Consider the following 20,048-nt stretch of genomic DNA (forward strand, 5'->3'; position numbering starts at 1 on the left):
CACCCACCGGGGGGGGGGCCCCCCCCCCCACACCCCGCCCGCCCCCCCACGGCTCCCGGCCGGTGCCGCTCAGTCCTCGTCGACGGCGATCGCCTGCACCGGACAGGCCATCGGCACGTCGCGCACGCGCGGGTCCCCGGACCCGTCCTCGTGCCCCGGCACCAGGGCGACCAGCGCGTCGTCGTCCTGTGTGAAGACGCCGGGTGCGGTCATGACGCACTGGCCGGAGCCGATGCACCGGTCGCGGTCGATGGTGATGCGCATGGCGCGCTTGTCCTCCCCTGCTTCCGTTCCCACCGTTCCCTCCGCCCGCGCACTCACCAGGTGACGGGGAGCTCGATCGGACCCTGGGCGTCGTGGCCGGCCTTGATGGGCACCTCGTCCAGGGGGACGGCCAGCCGCAGGCCCGGGATGCGGGCGAAGAGCGTGCCCAGGGCGATCTCGATCTCGGCACGGGCGAGGTTCTGCCCGAGGCACTGGTGGATGCCGTGGCCGAAGCCGACGTGGTGCTTGGCGCTGCGCCGGATGTCGAAGGTGTCGGGGTCCTCGTACGCCTTGGCGTCGCGGTTCATCAGCGAGATGGAGACGACCAGCGCGTCCCCGGCCTTGAGGCTCTCGCCGCCGATCTCGATGTCCTCCTTCACCATCCGGACCATGAAGTCGGAGACGGAGGTGAACCGCAGCAGCTCCTCGACCACGCCCGAGATCGCGGCGGGGTCGCGCAGCAGCACGTCCAGCTGCTCGGGGTGCTGCAGGAGCGTCAGGGCGCCGAGGGCGATCGCGTTGACGCTGGTCTCGTGGCCGGCCACCAGCAGGACCAGCGCGATCATGACCACCTCGTTGTGGTCCAGCGCGCCCTCCTCCAGCTGGCGCGCGATCAGCTCGTCCAGCAGGCCGTCACCGGGGTCGGCCTGCTTCTTCGCCACCAGCTCGTGCAGGTACCCGTACAGGGCGGCGAAGGCCGCGTCGGCCTCGGCCGACGTCGCGGCGCCCACGAAGTCGCGGGAGCGCTCCTCGAAGAAGTCGTGGTCGCCGTACGGGACGCCGAGCAGCTCGCAGATCGCCATCGAGGGCACGGGCAGGGCGAAGGCCGACACCAGGTCCGCGACGGGCCCCTTGGCCAGCATGTCGTCCAGGAGCCGGTCCACGAGGCTCTGGATCATCGGGCGGATGGCGTTCATGCGCTTGACGCCGAAGCTGGGGATCAGCATGCGCCGCTGCCGGGCGTGCAGCGGGTCGTCGACGCCGATCAGCGGAAACGCGAGCCCGCCGCGGTCCTCGGTGCGCTGGACGACGACGGGGAACTCCGGGTGGCCCCAGTCGGAGGACAGCCGGGGGTCGGCGAGCAGCGCCCGTCCCTCGGCGTGCCCGGTCACCAGCCACGCCTCCCGCCCGTCGACGAGCGTGACCCGGCTCAGCGGGCTGTCGCCCCGCCAGTCCGCGTAGTCCTGCGGCGGCTGGTACGGGCACTTCCGGTCCAGGGGGAAGGACGGGGCCGGCGACCCGGTGGGGCGGATTTCGGTCTCGGTCATGTCGCGCCTTTCAAACGATCGGCAATGCCGTCATTCGTCGTTACGGAAATTGATACGGAATTAACTTCAGGAACGGCCGCAGGAAACACAGTTCAGTCCGTCAGCAGGGCATTGCGCAGTCCGGTCAGCACCCGGTCGTCCAGCCCCAGTCCCTTCCTCAGGTAATTGTCGAAAGTTCCGTACCGGTCCTCCACTTCGCCGAAGGATGCGTTCAGGTAGCCGGGACGCGCTTCGAAGACGGGCTTGAGGACGGCCGCGTCGCGGGGCGGCAGTTGGTCGAGGATCTCCTCGACCTCCTTCGCCCGGTATTCATTGGTGGCCAGGTAGTCGCGCATGACGGTGTCGCGGTCGACGCCGAGCGCGGTCAGCAGGGCCGCGCTCGCCCAGCCGGTGCGGTCCTTGCCGGCCGTGCAGTGGTATACGAGCGCCTGCGCGCCCGGGTCGGCCGCGTCGCGGAACAGCGCGCCGTAGGCGGTGCGCGCCGGCTCCGAGGAGACGTACGCACGGCTGCCGGCGGTCATCAGCTCCACCGCCTGCTCCGGGCTCGTGGGCACCTCCGTCACGTCCCCGCCGTTCACGTCCGCGGCCACGAACCGGGTGCCCTCCGGGATGCGGTCCGGGGCCTTCGCCCGCTCCCCCGGCGAGCGCAGGTCGTAGTCGGTGCGGATGCCGAGCCGTCCGAGCCTGGCGACGTCGGCGCCGGTCAGCTTCGCCAGCTCGCCGCTGCGGTACAGCACCCCCATCCGCACCCACTTCCCGCCGGCGGTCCGGTAGCCGCCCACGTCCCGGAAGTTGGGGGCGCCCTCCAGGTGCAGCGAGCGGTCCGCCAGCGTCAGCGCCTCCCCCCGGCCGGGGACGAGGCGGAACCACTGGCGGTCGGCCGCCGGCAGGCCGCGCACGGTGACGGTCTCCCGGGCGCCGCCCTGCGCGACCGGCCGGCCGGCGGCGTACACCGTCACCGACCGCACACCGGGCGCGTTCCAGGACACGCTGTACGAACCGTCGCCGTGGTCCGTGACGGCTGCCTCGGTGAACGGAACGGCGTGCTGGGCCGCCTGCTGCACGACCGCCGGGAAGGCGGGCCGCAGCGGTGCGGCGAGGGCCGCCGGGGCGGTCAGCGCCAGGGCCGCTGCCGTGGCGGCGAGAGTCGTGGCGGCACACCGGCCGACATGCGGAATCTCCATGTCCGGAGGCTATGCGCCCTGCAGTAGGGCAACCCCTAGTGTTCATGAGGACTTGCCCCTCCCGGACCGGCGCGGTGCGGTGCCGGAACGTGGTGAGCAGCGCCCGCGGGGCCGCGGGCGCTGCTCACCTGTGGGGGGTCACCGTGGCACGGGGGTCACCAAGTGACGGGCAGCTCGTGCACGCCGTAGAAGACCATGTCGTTGCGGAAGCGGAGCTCCTCGACCGGCTTGGCCAGGCGCAGGGTCGGGAAGCGGCGGAACAGGGTCTCGAAGACGATCTGGAGCTCGATCCGGGCGAGCTGCTGGCCTATGCACTGGTGCGCGCCGAAGCCGAAGGCCAGGTGCGGCGCGGGGCGGCGGGTGATGTCGAAGCGCTCCGGCTCGTCCACGAAGGCGGGGTCGAAGTCGGCGGCCAGGACGTGCGCGACGACCTGCTCGCCCTTGGCGATGCGGACGCCGCCGAGCTCCACGTCCTCGGTGGCGACGCGCTCGCCGCCGAACTGGCCGATGGTGAGGTAGCGCAGCAGCTCCTCGACCGCGTTGCCGACCAGCGACGGGTCCTCGCGGAGCAGGGCCAGCTGGTCGGGGCGGTCGAGCAGCAGCGCGGCACCGAGACCGATCATGCACGCGGTGGTGTCGTGGGCCGCGATCAGCAGGGTGCCGGCCGCGTTCATGAGGAACATGTCGTCGACGACGCCGTCGGTGTCCTCGGTGGTGATCAGCGCCGAGATCAGGTCGTCGCCCGGGTTGGCCCGGCGCTCCTGGACGAGCTGGTAGAGCAGCCCGCCCAGGCGCATGCCGGCCGCCTCGGTGGCGGCGACGTCCTGGTCGACGCGCATCATCGCCTCGGCGATCTCCTGGAACTCCGCCCGCCGCTCGACGGGGACGCCGAAGAGGTCGGAGATCACCATGGAGGGCACCGGGTTGGCGAAGGTCTTCACGAGGTCGACCGGGCCGCCCTGGGCCTCGATGGCGTCGAGGTGCTCGTCGACGATGCGCTGGATGTTCGGCCGGAGCGCCTGCATGCGCCGGACGGTGAACTCCTTGGCGAGCAGCTTGCGGTCCGCGGTGTGCTCCGGCTCGTCCTGCCACAGCAGGCTGCCGCGGCCGGGCTTCTGGGTGACGACGCCGTCCTGCGTGTGCAGCGCGTGGGGCACCTGGACGCTGAACGACGGGTCGCGCAGCAGGGCGCGCACCTGCTCGTAGCCGGTCACCAGCCACGCCTCGTGGCCGCTGGTGAAGGTGGCCCGGGTCACCGGGGCCTCCGCCCGGACGTCGGCGAGGCCGTCCGGCGGCAGGAACGGGCAGCTGCGGGCCTTGGGCACGGCGGGCGCGCCGGCGGTGGGCTGGGACATGACTCTCCTTGCGCTTGCTGAGTGGAGGGGGAGGGGTGAGCGGCGGGGACGGTCAGGCCGCGGGGAGTTCGAGGGTCGTCTCGCCGCGCCGGGCGGCGTTCACGAGGACGGCCATGTTCCCGGAGGGGTGCACGTTGTCGTGCATCATCTGGTGCATGCGCCCGATGTCCTCGAAGCCCTCGCAGGCGGACAGGCAGGGGTCGAGCCTGCCGGCGCCGACGAGGCTGATGACCTCGCGGCACTCGCGGGTGTTGGCGTAGTGCGAGCCCTGGAGGCGCTTGGAGCGCATCCACAGGTGGCGCAGGTCGACGTCGCCGTTGTAGCCGGAGGTGCCGCCGCAGATCACCACCATGCCGGCGTTGTCGCACAGGTACATCGAGGTCGGCAGGGTGTCCTGGCCGCTGTGCTCCAGCACGATCCGCGGGGACTTGCGCTCGCCGAGGATCTCCCAGATCTGCTTGCCGATGCCGCGGGCGCCGCGCAGGAACTTCGCCGAACCTTCGGCGTCCCCGACGTCGGGCAGCCGGCCCCAGTGGTCGAAGTCGCGGCGGTTGATGGTGCCTTCCGCCCCGAGGTTGCGGCAGTACGCGGCGCGGTCCTCGTCGGAGACCACGGCGATCGGGATGCCGCCGGCCAGCCTGACGATCTGGATGGCCATCGAGCCGAGGCCGCCCGCCCCGCCCCAGATGAGGACGGGGTCGCCGGGGCGGACGGTGTTGCCCTGCCAGCCCAGGAGCTGCCGGTAGGCGGTGGGGCCGGTGAGCAGGAAGGCCGCCGACTTCTCCCACGACAGGTGCGCGGGCTTGGGGTGGCACTGGTACTCGTCGACGCGGCAGAACTGTGCGAAGGAGCCGTAGTTGGTCTCGTATCCCCAGGCCTTGATGCTCTCCGAGACCAGGGGGTCCCTGCCCATCCGGATGTCCTCGGCGGTCTCGTCCCACTGGCCGCTGGTGACGAGCACGTGGTCGCCCACCTTGACGTTGCGGACGCCTTCGCCGACGGCCCAGACCACGCCGGAGGCCTCCGAGCCGCCGATGTGGAAGTCCTCGGGCTGGCCCTGCCGCTGCCGCATCCCGATGACGTCGACCGGCGTGCCCAGCGAGGACCACACGTTGTTGTAGTTGATGCCGGCGGCCATCACGTAGACCAGCACCTGGCCCCGGCCCACGGCGGGGGTGTCGACGACCTCGGTGCGGAACGCCTGCTTCGGCTCTCCGAAGCGGTCCTGGCGGATCACCGAGGCGTACATCTGCGGCGGGACCTCACCGAGCGGCGGGGTCTCACCGATCTCGTAGAGCGCCTTCGTCATGTCTGTCTCCCACATCTGGTCTGTCTGGTCCTGTGGGCTCGCGGTGGCCGCGGGCCGGTCATGCGGTCGTTGCGTCGGGAGGGACGGCGGGGCCGGACGGATCCGTGGCGACGTCCGCCAGCCAGGACTCCACCGCCGCGGCGGTGGTGGCGGCGTGGTCCTCCATCATCGAGTAGTGGTTTCCGGGCACTTCGACGGTCGTGCCGACGTGCTCGGGCGGTGCCGCGCGTCCGTCGCCGTCCGCGGCGCCGGGCAGCATGGGCTCGCTCGCCCGTACGAGCAGGGTCGGCGCGGAGATCTCCGGCGCGGCCCAGTCGTCGAACAGGTGCATGTAGCGGCCCATGGCGGTGAGCTGTTCGCCGCCGGACCTCATGAAGTCCAGGCGCTGCGACTGCGCTTGGGCCATGGCGTTGAGCACCTGGTGGTCGAAGGGGATCTCGCGGCTGAAGCTGTCGACCATCACCACGGCCGCGGGCCGCTCGCCCATGGCCTCCAGGTGTGCGGCCACGCCGTGGGCGATCCAGCCGCCCGAGGAGTAGCCGAGCAGGACGACGGGCTTGCCGCCGGCGCACTCCCGTACGGTCCGCGCGTGCAGGCGGAGCACGGCGTCCACGTCGGACGGGACGGGTTCGCCCTGCTCGTAGCCGGGGTGGGTCAGTGCCCACATGTCCAGGCGGTCGCGCAGCGGTGCGGCGAACCGCGCGTACTGGTGCGCCCCGGCCGGTACGACGTACGGCGAGAAGCACATCAGCGCGAAGGGGCCGTCTCCCTGCGAGAACCGCACCGGGGCGGGCGGGCGGACCAGTTCCTCGGGCCGCTCGAAGGAGGGCCGGAAGCGGGCCGCCTCCATCAGCATCCCCATGGCCTCGGCGGCCGTCCCGTTCTCGCTCGCGTGCTGGTAGAGCTGCACCAGCATGTCGGCGGGACGTTCCTCCGCTGCGCCGCGAGCGGCCCCGGACAGCTGCGTGAGCAGGTGCTTGGCGAGCTTCGCGGGCGTGGGGTGGTCGAAGGCCAGTCCGGCGGGCAGCTTGAGCCCGGTGGCCGCCGACAGGCGCCGGCGCAGGTCGATCGCGGTGAGCGAGTCGAAGCCCAGCTCCAGGAACTGTGCGGTGGGCGGCACGTCCTCGGCGGACGCGTGGCCGAGGACCACGGCGCTCTGGGAGCGGATGTGCTCCAGCAGCCGCTCCTCCTGCTCGGCGGGGGCGAGCCCGGCGAGTTCGGCGGCCAGGCCCGCGTCGGCACCGGTCTCCTCGTCGGCGGCCTGTTCGGCCTCCAGGAGCCTTTGCACGTCCGGCAGGTCGGCCAGCAGGGGGCTGGGCCGTCCCACGGTGAAGGCGGGCAGGAACTTCTCCCAGTCGATCGGGGCGACGGTCAGGGCCGCCTCGTCGTGCTCGACGGCCTGGTGCAGGGCGGAGATCGCGAGCTCGGGGGCCATGAAGCCCAGGCCCCGCTTCTCGCCGCGCTCCTGGACGGCGTCGTCGACCATGCCGCCGCCGGCCCAGCCGCCCCAGGCGAGCGAGGTCGCGGTCAGGCCGCGGGCCCGCCGCCGCAGGGCCAGGGCGTCGAGGAAGGCGTTGGCGGAGGCGTACGAGGCCTGCCCGCCGCTGCCCCAGACGCCGGCGCCGGAGGCGAACAGCACGAACGCGTCCAGCTCGCGGCCGTCGAGCAGTTCGTCGAGGTGGGCGGCGCCGGTGACCTTGGAAGCCGCGGCCTCGGCGAACTCGTCGAGGCCCGCGTGCGTCAGCACGGACGACCGTGCCGTGCCGGCGGCGTGCAGCACCGCGGTGAGCGGGTGCCGGTCCTCGATGCCGGCGAGGAGCCGCGCGACCGCGTCGCGGTCGGCGATGTCGCAGGCGGCGATGGTGACTTCGGCGCCGAGAGCGGTCAGCTCGGCGTGCAGTTCCTGCGCGCCGGGGGCGTCGGGCCCGCTCCTGCTGGTGAGCACGAGGTGCTGGGCGCCCGCGCCGGCCAGCCAGCGGGCGAGGTGCCGGCCCACGCCGCCGGTCCCGCCGGTGACCAGGACGGTGCCGCGGGGCCGCCACGGCGTGGCGGGCTCGGCGTCGGCGGGCCGTGCGCGGAGCATGCGGCGGCCGAAGACGCCGTCGGCGCGTACGGCGAGCTGGTCCTCGTCGTGCTGGGCCAGCACTCCGGCCAGGCGGCGCAGGGCGTGCTCGTCCAGCTCCTCGGGCAGGTCGACGAGACCGCCCCAGCGCCGGGGCAGTTCCAGCGCGGCGACGATGCCCAGGCCCCACAGCTGTGCCTGGCCTGCGTCGCGCAGCGGGTCGGACGCGCCGGTGGACACGGCGCCGCGGGTCGCGCACCACAGGGGTGCCTGGACGTCCAGGTCGCCGAGCGCCTGCACCAGGGTGACGGTGGCGCCGAGGCCCGCGGACAGCGTCGGGTGGTCCGGGTGCTGTCCGGGGGCGAGGCCGAGCATCGAGAGGACTCCGGCGGGCTGTTCGGTGCCGAGTTCCTCGGCGAGCCGGTTCGCGGTGTCCGCGCGGTCGCAGTCGACGGGGAGTTCGACGACCCGCACCTTGGCGCCGTGGGCGCCGAGCACGCCGACGACGCAGGGCGCCCACTCCTCGTCGGCCAGGCCGGCGGGGAGGACGGCGAGCCACAGGCCGTCGAGGCCGGGGGCCGGGTGGTCGGTCAGCTGCCGGAAGGAGACGCGGTAGCGCCAGGCGTCCACCGTGGACTTCTCGCGGCTGCGCCGGCGCCACGCGGACAGCACGGGCAGGGCCGGGCCGATGAGGGCGGCGTCGTCCGCCCCGAGCTCGCCGGTGAGCCCGGGCAGGTCCGTGTTCTCCACCAGCTCCCAGAACCGGGCCTCGACGGGGTCGGCGCCCGCGGGGGCCGGGTCCGCGCCCTCCAGCCAGTACCGCTGCCGCTGGAACGCGTACGTCGGCAGGTCCACGCGGCCTTCGGGATGCCCGGCGAAGGGGACCGTCCAGTCCACGTGCACGCCGTTGACGTGCAGTTCGGACACCGAGCGCAGGAAGCGGTCCATGCCGCCCTGGTCCCTGCGCAGCGAGGCGCCGGTCACGGCGTCGGCACCGGCCTCCTCCGCGATCTCCTGCACGGCGCCGGTCAGCAGCGGGTGCGGGCTGCACTCGACGAACACGCCGTGCCCGTCCTCCAGGAGCGTGCGTACGGTCCGCTCGAACTCCACTGTGCGGCGGGCGTTGCGGTACCAGTACTCGGCGTCCAGGCCGGCGGTGTCCAGCACCGTGCCGGTCACCGTGGAGTAGAAGGGGACGTCCGCCGCGCGCGGCGCGACCGGGGCCATCAGTTCCAGCAGCTCGGCGCGCAGGCTCTCGACCTGGGCGGAGTGGCCGGCGCCGGTGGCGCCGCGGACCTTGCGCACCCGGACGCCTTCGGCTTCGAGTTCCGCGAGGAGTTCGTCGACCGCGCCGGGCTCCCCGGAGACGGTCAGGGCGGCGGGCCCGTTGACGGCGGCGACCGACAGCCGGTCACCGTACTTCTCCAGCCTCGCGCGGGCCCGGTCGGCGGGCATGGCGACCGCCAGCATCGCGCCCTTGCCCATCAGCTTGGTCAGCGTGCGGCTGCGCAGGGCCACGATCCGGGCCGCGTCGTCCAGGGTCAGGGCCCCCGCGACGTACGCGGCGGCGACCTCGCCCTGCGAGTGCCCGACGACGGCGGCGGGCGTCACGCCGTGGGAGCGCCACAGTGCGGCCAGCGACACCATCACCGTGAACAGCGCGGGCTGGGCGACCTCCACTTCGGCCATGCCCGGCGCGCCCGGCTCGGCGCGCAGGACGTCGAGCAGCGGCCAGTCGAGGTAGGGGGCGAACGCCTCGGCGCAGGCCCGCGCCTGCTCGGCGAAGACCGGGGAGGTCTCCAGCAGTTCCCGGGCCATGTCCGTCCACTGCGAGCCGTGGCCGGGGAAGACGAAGGCGACCTTGCCCGAGGCCGTGGTGGAGCCCTGGACCACGCTGTCCGCGGGTTCGCCGTCGGCGAGCGCCGCGAGCCCGGCCCGCAGCTCGTGCCGGTCGCGGCCGACGACCACGGCCCGCTGCTCCAGCTGCGTCCGCGTGGTGACGAGGGCGCGGCCGACGCCGGGCAGGGAGAGCCCTTCGGTGCGGTCGAGGTGGTTCAGCAGCCGGCGGGCCTGCTCGCGCAGGGAGCGCTCGGTCTTCGCGGACAGCGCCCACGGGAAGACGTCCGCGGCCCGGGCGGTGGTGCTGTCCGGGGTGCCGGGGGCCTGCTCGCCCTCGGCGGGGGCCGCGCTCTCCGGGGCCTGCTCGATGATGGTGTGCACGTTGGTGCCGCTCATGCCGAACGAGGAGACGGCCGCGCGCCGGGGCCTGCCCTGGTCGGGCCAGGCGGTCTGCTCGGTCAGCAGGCGCACGGTGCCGGCGGACCAGTCGACGTCCGGGGTCGGCTCCTCGACGTGCAGGGTCTGCGGCAGGACGCCGTTGCGGATGGCCATCACCATCTTGATGACGCCGCCGACGCCCGCGGCCGCCTGGGAGTGGCCGATGTTGGACTTCAGCGAGCCCAGCCACAGCGGCCGGTCACCGTCGCGCTCCTTGCCGTAGGTGGCCAGCAGCGCCTGTGCCTCGATGGGGTCGCCGAGCCGGGTGCCGGTGCCGTGGGCCTCCACGGCGTCGACGTCGCCCGGGGCGAGCCGGGCGTTGGCCAGGGCCTGCCGGATCACCTGCTGCTGGGCCTTGCCGCTGGGGGCGGTCAGGCCGTTGGAGGCGCCGTCCTGGTTGACCGCGCTGCCGCGGACGACGGCCAGGACCTCGTGCCCGTTGCGGCGCGCGTCGGACAGCCGCTCGACCAGGACCAGGCCCACGCCCTCGGCGAAGCCGGTGCCGTCGGCGGACGAGGAGAACGCCTTGCAGCGCCCGTCGGCGGACAGCGCGCGCTGCCGGCTCGACATCGTGAACGCGGACGGGCCGGCCATCACCATCACGCCGCCGGCCAGCGCCATCGAGCACTCGCCGTTGCGCAGCGCCTGCACGGCGAGGTGGAGGGCGGTCAGCGAGGACGAGCACGCGGTGTCGACGGTCACCGACGGGCCCTGCAGGCCGAAGGTGTACGAGAGCCGGCCGGTGATCACGCTGGCCGCGTTGCCGCTGGGGATGTAGCCCTCGACGCCGTCGGGCACCTTGAGCGGGCGGGCGGTGTAGTCCTGGTAGCCGGAGCCGACGAACACGCCCGTGTCGGTGGAACGCACCGCGTGCGGGGCGATCCCGGCGCGTTCGAAGGCCTCCCAGGCGGTCTCCAGCAGCAGGCGCTGCTGCGGGTCCATGGCGACGGCCTCGCGCGGGCTGATCCCGAAGACGGCGGGGTCGAACTCGTCCGCGTCGTGCAGGAATCCGCCGTGGGTGGTGTACGTGGTGCCCTGGTGGTCGGGGTCGGGGTGGTAGAGCGCCTCGACGTCCCAGCCGCGGTTGCCGGGGAAGCGGGAGATCGCGTCGCGGCCGGAGGCGACCAGCTCCCACAGGTCCTCGGGGGAGCGCACGCCGCCGGGGTAGCGGCAGGCCATCCCGACGATGGCGATCGGCTCGTCCAGGACCGCGGCGGCGGCCGAGGCCGTGGCCTGCGGGTCCTGGCCGCCGGTGAGTTCGGCGAGCAGGTGGGCGGCGAGGTCCGCGGCCGTGGGGTGGTCGAAGACCAGGGTCGTGGGCAGGGCGAGGCCGGTCGCCTCGTTGACGCGGTTGCGGAGCTCCACGGCGGTCAGGGAGTCGAAGCCGAGGTCCCGGAAGGGCCGGTCGGCTTCGACCGCGCCCGCCCCGCGGTGGCCGAGGACGGCGGCGGCGTGCGTGCGCACGAGGTCCACGAGGGCGCGTTCCCGGTCGTCGTGCGGCATTCCGGCCAGGCTCCGGGCGAGCGCGCCGGTGCCGGGGCCCGGCTCGGCGGTGTCCTCCGCGAGCGTGGCGCGCACCTCGGGGAGGTCGCCGAGGAGCGGGCTGGGGCGGCCGAGGGTGAACGGCACGATGAAGCGCGGCCAGTCCACGTCGGCGACGGTCAGCAGGGTCTCGTCGCGGTCCAGGGCGTGCTGCAGGGCGGTGATCGCCGATGCGGGCGTCATCGCGAGGAGGCCGCGGCGGCGCAGCCGCTCCTCGTCGTCCCCGTCCTCGACCATGCCTCCGTCGGCCCAGGGGCCCCAGGAGACGGCGGTCGCGGTGAGGCCGCGGTCGCGGCGCTGCCGCGCGAGGCCGTCCAGGAAGGCGTTGCCGGCCGCGTAGGCGGCCTGGCCGCCGCTGCCCCAGACGCCGGAGATGGAGGAGAAGAGGACGAAGGCGTCGAGCTCCTGGTCGCCCAGCAGCTCGTCCAGGTGGGCCGCGCCGCCGGCCTTCGCGGCGAGCGCGGCGGCGAAGGCGGCCGGGGTGGTGTCGTCCACCATGCCGGCGTCGGCGACTCCGGCGGTGTGCACGACGGCGGTGAGGGTGTGCTCGGCGAGCAGGGCCGCGACGGCGTCGCGGTCGGCCACGTCGCACGCGGCGAGCGTGACGCGGGCGCCGAGGGCCTCCAGTTCGGTCCGCAGGGCGGCGGCGCCCGGGGCGTCCGCGCCCCGGCGGCCGGCGAGCACGAGGTGCTCGGCGCCGTTGCGCGCCAGCCAGCGGGCGACGTGGCCGCCCAGCGCGCCGGTGCCGCCGGTGATCAGGACGGTGCCGCGGGGCTGCCAGCGGCCGGTGGCCGGGCGGGCCGGCGCGTGGGCGAGGCGCCGGGCGAAGACGCCGGAGGCGCGGACGGCGAGCTGGTCCTCCTCCCAGCGGCCGGCCCGTACCTGTCCCAGCACTTCGGCGAGGCGTGCGGCGGCCTGCTCGTCGACGGTCTCCGGCAGGTCGATCAGGCCGCCCCAGCGGCGGGGCAGTTCGAGGGCGGCGGTCCGGCCCAGGCCCCAGACCTGGGTGTGCCGTGCGTCGCGTACGGAGTCGGCGCCGCTCACGGCCACCGCGCCCGAGGTGAGGCACCACAGCGGGGCGTCGACGCCGGCGTCGCCCAGGGCCTGGACGAGCAGCAGGGTGGGCAGCACGGGGTCGCCGGTGAGGAGCAGGGACAGCACGCCGTCGACCGGTCCGAGCCCGGCCAGTTCCCCGGCCAGCCCGGCGCGGTCGCTCGCCGCGCCGACGACCAGGGTCCTCAGCTCGGCGCCGTGGGCGGTGAGCGCGGTGCGGACCGCGGCGATCTGCTCGGTCTCCTCGTCCGGCACGGCCAGCAGCCAGGTGCCGCCGGGGCCGGCCGGAGCGAGCTCGCCCAGGCGCTTCCACGTCTCGCGGTAGCGCCGGTCGTCGACGGCGGACTGCTCCTTGCGCTGCCGCCGCCACGACGACAGCCTCGGCAGCACGTCGCTGAACGCGTCCTCGGCGCCGATGTCCAGGGTCTCGGCGAGGGCCTGCAGGTCCTCGCGCTCCACGGTCTCCCAGAACTCCGCGTCCACCGGATCCGCGGCCGCGCCAGCAGCGGCTGTCTCCGGCGTCTTCACCCAGTACCGCTCGTGCTGGAACGCGTACGTCGGCAGGCCGGTCTTCCGCGCACCGGCGAAGAAGACGCTCCAGTCCACCGCGACACCGTGGGTGTGCAGGTCCGCGAGGGCCGTGACGAGGGCCTGCCGCTCGGGGCGGTCCGCGCGCAGCACCGGCACCGTGACGGCGCCGTCCACGCAGCCCTGCGCCATGCCGCTCAGGACGCCGCCGGGGCCGATCTCCACGAAGGTGGTCACGCCCAGGTCGCTGAGGGTCCGCACGCCGTCGGCGAAGCGGACGGCCTCGCGGACGTGCCGGACCCAGTACTCGGCCGTGTACGCCTCGACGAGCTCGCCCGTGACGTTGGAGACGACAGGGAGCTGCGGCTTCTCGAAGGTCAGCCCGCGCACGACCTGCGCGAACTCCTCCAGCATGGGGTCCATGAGCGGCGAGTGGAAGGCGTGGCTGACCTTCAGGCGGGACGTCTTGCGGCCCTGCTGCTTGAAGGCTTCGGCGATCGCCAGGGCTGCCGTCTCGTCACCGGAAACCACCACCGACGAGGGGCCGTTGATCGCGGCGAGGCTCACGCCGTCGGTGAGGTGCGGCAGGACTTCGTCCTCGGTGGCCTGGACGGCGACCATCGCCCCGCCTGCCGGCAGCGCCTGCATCAGCGCGGCGCGGGCGGACACCAGCTTCGCGGCGTCGTCGAGCGACAGCGCGCCGGCCACGTGCGCGGCCGCGATCTCGCCCACGGAGTGGCCGACCACGAAGTCCGGCCGGATTCCCCAGGATTCGAGGAGGCGGTACAGGGCCACCTCTATCGCGAAGAGGGCGGGCTGGGTGCACCCGGTCTGGTGAAGCGTTTCCGCATCGACGTCGACGGGCGCGTCCAGCCGTGCGCACACCTCGTCGTACGCGGCGGCGAAGACCGGGAACGCCTCGTACAGCTCTCGGCCCATGCCGATCCGCTGCGAGCCCTGGCCGGAGAACAGGAACCCGGTCTTGCCGCCGGCGGGGCGGCCCAGCACGACGCGGGGCGAGGGGGACCCGGCGGCCAGGTCCTCCAGCCCGAGCAGCAGTTCCTCGCGGCTCTCCCCCACGACCGCGGCCCGGTGGCGCAGCGCCGCCCGGGTCGTGGCCAGCGACAGCCCGATGTCCTCGGGCCGCGCCTCGTCCCCCGCGGCATCCCGTACGAAGGGCAGCAGCCGGGCCGCCTGGGCCTGCAGCGCCGCATCGCTCTTGGCGGAGAGCACCCACGCCAGCGGGCCGGCGGCGGGCGCCCCTGCGGGCTCCTCGTCGAGGGCCGGGGCCTGCTCGATGATGGTGTGGGCGTTGGTGCCGCTGACGCCGAAGGACGACACGGCGGCGCGGCGCGGGTGGTCGGTCTCCGGCCAGTCCCTGGCCTCGGTCAGCAGCCGGACGTCACCGGCCGACCAGTCCACGTGCGGCGTCGGCTCGTCCACGTGCAGGGTCCGCGGGAGGACGCCGTGCCGCATCGCCATGACCATCTTGATGATGCCACCGACACCGGCTGCGGCCTGCGAGTGACCGATGTTCGACTTCAGCGAGCCCAGCCACAACGGCCGGCCCTCCGGCCGCTCCCGGCCGTACGTCGCCAGCAGCGCCTGCGCCTCGATCGGGTCACCCAGCCTGGTGCCCGTGCCGTGCGCCTCCACCGCGTCGACCTGGGCCGGGGACAGGCCGGCCGAGGCCAGGGCCTGGCGGATGACCCGCTGCTGCGCGGGCCCGTTCGGGGCGGTGAGGCCGTTGGAGGCGCCGTCCTGGTTGACGGCGCTGCCCCGTACGACAGCCAGGACTTGGTGCCCGTTGCGGCGGGCGTCGGAGAGCCGCTCCACCAGGAGCATGCCCACGCCCTCGGCCCAGCCGGTGCCGTCCGCGCCGGCAGCGAACGGCTTGCACCGCCCGTCCGGGGCCAGGCCGCGCTGGCGGCTGAACTCCACGAACGCGGTGGGCGTGGTCATCACCTGCACACCGCCGGCCAGCGCCAGCGAGCACTCGCCGCTGCGCAGGGCCTGGATCGCCCAGTGCAGTGCCACGAGCGACGACGAGCAGGCCGTGTCGACGGTGACCGCCGGCCCCTCCAGGCCGAAGGTGTAGGAGATGCGGCCGGACATCACGCTGGCGGAGTTGCCGGTCCCGACGTGGCCGTCGGAGGCGTCGCCGGCCACGCCGAGCAGGAGGTTGACGTAGTCCTGGTAGCCGGAGCCGACGAAGACCCCGGTGCGGCTGCCCCGCACCGACTCGGCGTCGATGCCGGCCCGCTCGAACGTCTCCCACGTGGTCTCCAGCAGCAGCCGCTGCTGCGGGTCCATCGCCACGGCCTCGCGCGGGCTGATCCCGAAGAACCCGGGATCGAACTCCCCCGCCTCGTACAGGAATCCGCCGTGCCGCGCGTATGTCTTCCCCGGTGCCTCCGGGTCCGGGTCGTAGACGTCCTCCACGTCCCAGCCGCGGTCGGCCGGGAACTCCCCGACCGCGTCGCCGCCGGAGGCCACCAGCTTCCACAGGTCCTCCGGCGACCGCACCCCGCCCGGATACCGGCACGCCATGCCGACGATCGCGATGGGTTCCTGGTCCTTCTCCTCGACCTCGCGAAGGCGTTCGCGGACCTGGCGAAGGTCCCCGGTGACGCGCTTGAGATACTCGAGAAGCCTGTCTTCGTTGCTGCTCATCCGCCCCATCCGTCCTCGGCTGTCGTTAAAGGTAGAGCGCCAAGAACTAGGAATTTTCTAGATCTTGATCGATCAGATCGAAGATGTCGTCGATCGTCGCGTCCTGCAGTTGCCGCTGTGCGTCAGCGGATTCCGCCCCTTGTTCCCCGGTGGAACTGACCAGGGACAGCAGCTCCTGCAGCCGCCTCCGCACCCCTGCGCGGACCGTCTCCTCGGCGGAGGCGGCCGCCCCGATCGCCGACTCCAGCCGGTCCAGTTCGCTGAAGACCGACACCTCGTCCTCGCCCGCCTCGCCGGCGAGTTCGGTCCGCAGGTACCGGGCGATGGCCTCGGGCGTCGGGTGGTCGAAGACCAGCGTCGCGGGCAGGGTCAGGCCGGTGTCGGCGGTGAGCAGGTTGCGCAGCTCGACCGCCGTGAGGGAGTCGAAGCCGAGGTCCCGGAACGCCAGGTCCGGTTCCACCGCGGAGGATCCGCTGTGGCCGAGGACGGCCGCCGCGTGCGCGCACACGGTGTCCACGAGCAGGCGGTGCTGCTCGCCCTCGGACAGTGCGGACAGCTTCTCCTTCAGCACGGACGCTTCCGCGGCGGGCTGGGCGGGCTCCTCGGCCAGGGCGTTCCTGACCTCGGGCAGCTCGCTCAGCAGCACGCTCGGCCTGCTGACGGTGAACGGGACGACGAACCGCTCCCAGTCCACGTCCGCCACGGTGACCGCCGCGTCCCCGGCGCTCAGCGCACCGTGCAGCGCGGAGATCGCCCGGTCCGGCCGCAGCACCGTCAGGCCGCGCTGCCGCAGCCGCTCCTCGTCGCCGGCGTCGGCGACCATGCCGCCCTCGCCCCACGGGCCCCAGGCGATCGCGGTCGCGGCGAGGCCCCGGGCCCGCCGGTGCTGGGCCAGGCCGTCGAGGAAGGCGTTCGCGGCCGAGTACGCGGCCTGCCCGCCGCCTCCCCACACGCCGGAGATGGAGGAGAAGAGGACGAAGGCGTCCAGCTCCTGGTCGCCGAGCAGTTCGTGGAGGTGCACGGCCCCGAGGGCCTTCGCGGCGACCGTGGCCGCGAAGTCGCCGAGGTTCGTGTCGGCGAGCATGCCCGCCTCTGCGGTGCCGGCCGTGTGGACAACGGCGTTCACCGGGTGCTGGGCGAGCAGCGCGGCCAGCGCCTCGCGGTCGGCCACGTCACAGGCCGCGACGGTCACACGGGCACCCAGCTCCTCCAGTTCGGCCTTGAGCCCGGCCGCACCGGGGGCATCGAGGCCGCGGCGGCTGGTGAGCACCAGGTGCCCGGCACCGGCGCCGGCGAGCCAGCGGGCCACGTGCCCGCCCAGCGCACCCGTACCACCGGTGATCAGCACCGTGCCGCGCGGCGACCACGTACGGCCGCTGCGGGCCGCGGGCAGACGCGACAGGCGCCGCGCGAACACCCCGCGGTCGCGGATCGCGACCTGGTCCTCGGCCGACTGGCCGAGCACCGCGGCGAGGCGGCCGGCGACCCGGTCGTCGACCGTCTCCGGCAGGTCGACCAGACCGCCCCAGCGCTGCGCGTGCTCCAGCGCCGCCACCCGGCCCAGGCCCCAGACCAGGGACTGGTACGGGTCCGCCGTCGCGTCGGCGGGGCTCGTGCCCATCGCGTTCCGGGTCGCGCACCACAGCGGGGCGCCGACGCCCGCGTCGCCCAGGGCCTGGACGAGCAGGACGGACAGCGCAACGCCGGTGGTGAGCGCGGCGGCCGCGGGGGCGGGCTCGCTGTCGAGGGCGAGCAGGGACAGGACTCCCGCCACGGTCTCGTCACCGGCCGCGCCGGCGAGCTGCGCGGCCAGGTCCTCGCGGTCGGTGGCCGGCCCGACCGGGACCGGCAGCGGCGCCAGGCCGCGGTCGGTCAGCCCGCGCAGGCAGGCGGTGACCCAGTCGTCGCCGAGTTGTGCAGCGCTGACCGGAACCAGCCATACACCGTTCCGGGCCGGGCTCTCCGGGGCGGGGTCGGGGATCCCTTTCCAAGTGACGCCGTAGCGCCAGCCGTCCACGGTGGACTGCTCCTTGCGCTGCCGCCGCCACGACGACAGCCTCGGCAGCACGTCGCTGAACGCTTCGTCGGCACGGATGTCGAGGGTGCCGGCGAGGGCCTGCAGGTCCTCGCGCTCCACGGTCTCCCAGAACTCCGCGTCCACCGGGTCCGCGACCGCGGCAGCGGCTGCGGTCTCCGGCGCGTCCAGCCAGTACCGCTCGTGCTGGAACGCGTACGTCGGCAGGCCGGTCTTCCGCGCACCGGCGAAGAACGCGCTCCAGTCCACGGTGACGCCGTGCGTGTGCAGATGCGCCAGGGCCGTGACGAGGGCCTGCCGCTCGGGGCGGTCGGCCCGCAGGACGGGCACGGTGACGGCCTCGTCCACGCTCCCCTGCGCCATGCCGCTCAGGACACCGCCGGGGCCGATCTCCACGAAGGCGGTGACGCCCAGGTCGTGCAGGGTGTGCAGGCCGTCGGCGAAGCGGACGGCCTCGCGGACGTGCCGGACCCAGTACTCGGCGGTGTACGGCTCCGCCAGGCGGCCCGTGAGGTTGGAGACCACCGGGATCCGCGGCTCGCTGAAGGACAGGCCGCGGACGACGTCGGCGAACTCGTCCAGCATCGGGTCCATGAGCGGCGAGTGGAACGCGTGGCTCACCTTCAGGCGGGACGTCTTGCGGCCCTGCTGCTTGAAGGTTTCAGCGATCGCCAGCACAGCACCTTCGACGCCGGAGATCACCACGGATTGCGGCCCGTTGATCGCCGCGATGCCGACACCGTCGGTCAGGTGCGGCAGCACCTCGTCCTCGGTCGCCTGGACGGCGACCATCGCACCACCGGTGGGCAGCGCCTGCATCAGCGCGGCACGCGCCGACACCAGCTTCGCGGCGTCGTCGAGCGACAGCACACCCGCCACGTGCGCGGCTGCGATCTCGCCCACGGAGTGACCGGCCACGTAATCCGGCCGCACACCCCAGGATTCGAGGAGCCTGAACAGCGCCACCTCGATCGCGAAGAGAGCAGGCTGCGTGGACCCCGTCTGGTGCAAAGACTCCGCATCGACGTCAACAGGCGCGTCCAGACGCGCACACACCTCGTCGTATGCATCGGCGAAGACCGGGAACGCCTCGTACAGCTCACGGCCCATCCCGATCCGCTGCGAACCCTGACCCGAGAACAGGAACCCGGCCTTGCCTCCCGGCCGGCCCTGGACGACGCCGGGCGACGGCATTCCGGCGGCCAGGTAGCCCAGTCCGCGCCGGAAGTCGTCACAGGTCTCGCCGATGACCGCTGCCCTGTGGCGCAGGGCGCTGCGGGTGGTGGCGAGCGAGAAGCCGACATCGGCGGGTGACATGCCGTCCTCCACGAAGGACAGCAGCCGTCGCGCCTGATCCCGCAGTGCCGCGCTGCTCTTGGCGGAGAGCACCCACGGCACCAGGGCCGCGGGCGGGGCCTCCGCGGGCTCCTCGTCGAGGGCCGGGGCCTGCTCGATGATGGTGTGGGCGTTGGTGCCGCTGACGCCGAACGACGAGATCGCGGCGCGGCGCGGGCGGTCCGACGCGGGCCAGTCCATGGCCTCGGTCAGCAGCCGGACGTCACCGGCCGACCAGTCCACGTGCGGCGTCGGCTCGTCCACGTGCAGGGTCTGCGGCAGCACACCGTGCTGCATCGCCATGACCATCTTGATGATGCCACCGACACCGGCTGCGGCCTGCGAGTGGCCGATGTTGGACTTCAGCGAACCCAGCCACAACGGCTGCCCCTCCGGCCGCTCCTGACCGTACGTGGCGAGCAGCGCCTGCGCCTCGATCGGGTCGCCGAGCCTGGTGCCCGTGCCGTGCGCCTCGACGGCGTCGATGTCGGCGGCGGTGAGGCCGGCGGCGGTGAGCGCCTGGCGGATGACCCGCTGCTGTGCGGGCCCGTTGGGGGCGGTGAGGCCGTTGGAGGCGCCGTCCTGGTTGATGGCGCTGCCGCGGACGACGGCCAGCACCTGGTGCCCGTTGCGGCGGGCGTCGGAGAGCCGCTCCACCAGGAGCATGCCGACGCCCTCGGCCCAGCCGGTGCCGTCGGCACCGGCGCCGAACGCCTTGCAGCGGCCGTCGGCGGCCAGGCCGCGCTGGCGGCTGAACTCCACGAAGGCCCGCGGGGTGGACATCACCATGACGCCACCGGCCAGGGCCATCGTGCACTCGCCGTTGCGCAGCGCCTGGACCGCCCAGTGCAGCGCCACGAGCGACGACGAGCAGGCCGTGTCGACGGTGACTGCGGGCCCTTCCAGGCCGAGGGTGTAGGCGATGCGGCCGGACATGATGCTCGCGGAGTTGCCGGTGCCGAAGAAGCCCTCGGAGTCGTCGACCGCGTTGAAGGCCTGGGCGGCGTAGTCCTGGTAGCCGGAGCCGACGAAGACTCCGGTGCGGCTGCCCCGCACCGACTCGGCGTCGATGCCGGCCCGCTCGAACGTCTCCCACGTGGTCTCCAGCAGCAGCCGCTGCTGCGGGTCCATCGCCACGGCCTCGCGCGGGCTGATCCCGAAGA

General features: G+C 73.8%; 7 protein-coding genes. All 7 read right to left on the bottom strand.

The window, feature by feature from the left end; translation table 11 throughout:
- Positions 1 to 69: 69 nt before the first annotated feature.
- A complete protein-coding gene (locus tag ACOTKD_RS36110) occupies positions 70 to 264 on the bottom strand; it encodes a ferredoxin (protein WP_359095058.1) in 195 nt (64 codons plus the stop codon).
- A gap of 53 nt (positions 265 to 317) precedes the next feature.
- Positions 318 to 1,532, bottom strand: a complete 1,215-nt coding sequence (locus ACOTKD_RS36115) for a cytochrome P450 (RefSeq protein WP_424893227.1) — start codon at positions 1,530 to 1,532, stop codon at positions 318 to 320.
- 92 nt (positions 1,533 to 1,624) lie between these two features.
- A complete protein-coding gene (locus ACOTKD_RS36120) occupies positions 1,625 to 2,716 on the bottom strand; it encodes a tyrosine-protein phosphatase (RefSeq protein ID WP_424893228.1) in 1,092 nt (363 codons plus the stop codon).
- A gap of 155 nt (positions 2,717 to 2,871) precedes the next feature.
- Positions 2,872 to 4,071 carry a cytochrome P450 gene (locus ACOTKD_RS36125; protein ID WP_424893229.1) on the bottom strand — a complete coding sequence of 400 codons (1,200 nt, stop codon included), beginning with the start codon at positions 4,069 to 4,071 and terminating at the stop codon, positions 2,872 to 2,874.
- Between the two features lie 52 nt (positions 4,072 to 4,123).
- The gene (gene ccrA / locus ACOTKD_RS36130; protein WP_424893230.1) at positions 4,124 to 5,380 is read right to left on the bottom strand and encodes a crotonyl-CoA carboxylase/reductase; all 1,257 of its coding nucleotides are present in this window, start codon (positions 5,378 to 5,380) and stop codon (positions 4,124 to 4,126) included.
- Positions 5,381 to 5,438: 58 nt separating this feature from the next.
- The gene (locus ACOTKD_RS36135) at positions 5,439 to 15,515 is read right to left on the bottom strand and encodes a type I polyketide synthase (protein WP_424893231.1); all 10,077 of its coding nucleotides are present in this window, start codon (positions 15,513 to 15,515) and stop codon (positions 5,439 to 5,441) included.
- 46 nt (positions 15,516 to 15,561) lie between these two features.
- Positions 15,562 to 20,048 (bottom strand): type I polyketide synthase (locus tag ACOTKD_RS36140; protein ID WP_424893232.1); only part of this gene is annotated, 4,487 nt, incomplete at its 5' end.

The organism is Streptomyces sp. XH2, from assembly GCF_049725035.1.
GTDB lineage: Bacteria > Actinomycetota > Actinomycetes > Streptomycetales > Streptomycetaceae > Streptomyces > Streptomyces roseoverticillatus.